We start from the raw sequence: 588 nt of genomic DNA, 5'->3' as shown, positions 1-588 counted from the left end.
TCAAAGAATATTTTTTTAATTATTTTACCACTATTAATAATGATATATTTATCATTTAAAACTATTTTTTCGCCCGTACTTAAATTCCACTTCTTCTGTTCTATATCATCAAGGTTTGCTATCGAGCGACTAAAGGCCCTTATTTTCTTAGTAATTAATAAAACTTTTAATTCATAAACATCTTCATTAAATCCAATAGATTTACTCTCAAGTGTAATAATTTTTATAAAATCATTCTCGATATTCATTTCCGAATTTTTAGAGTAAATTGTCATTGTTTTTATTAACTTGTGCTCAAATGGAGCTTGGTTAATAATATTAATTGTATTTGCTGATTCATGTTGTTCTTCAAGTTGAATAATCTTATAAGTAATTAAATCAATTATTGAAACAATTCTTCTGTGAACTTGCTTCAACTTAGCGACAATATCATCATTAGTAGTATCCGTATTACATCCACCAAGTGAATCGTGAGCTTGTAATTTTAATAGAGGTTTGATGATTGTTGTATTTTTATATTCTTCAAAATCATACGAAATATCAATATTTTTATAAACTAACTCTAATGGCTCTAATTTGTAATATAAG

General features: G+C 25.3%; 1 protein-coding gene. It reads right to left on the bottom strand.

The window, feature by feature from the left end; all coding sequences use genetic code 4:
- Nucleotides 1–588, bottom strand: a 588-nt coding sequence (locus C4B24_RS05140) for an alpha-mannosidase (protein WP_168388390.1), incomplete at both ends; no start/stop codon positions are given.

The sequence above is a fragment of the Mycoplasma marinum genome (assembly GCF_004335975.1).
Classification (GTDB): Bacteria; Bacillota_I; Bacilli_A; order Mycoplasmatales; family Metamycoplasmataceae; genus Mycoplasma_K; species Mycoplasma_K marinum.
Note: the sequence above shows the minus strand (reverse complement) of the source record. Positions and strands in the feature narration are given on the sequence as shown.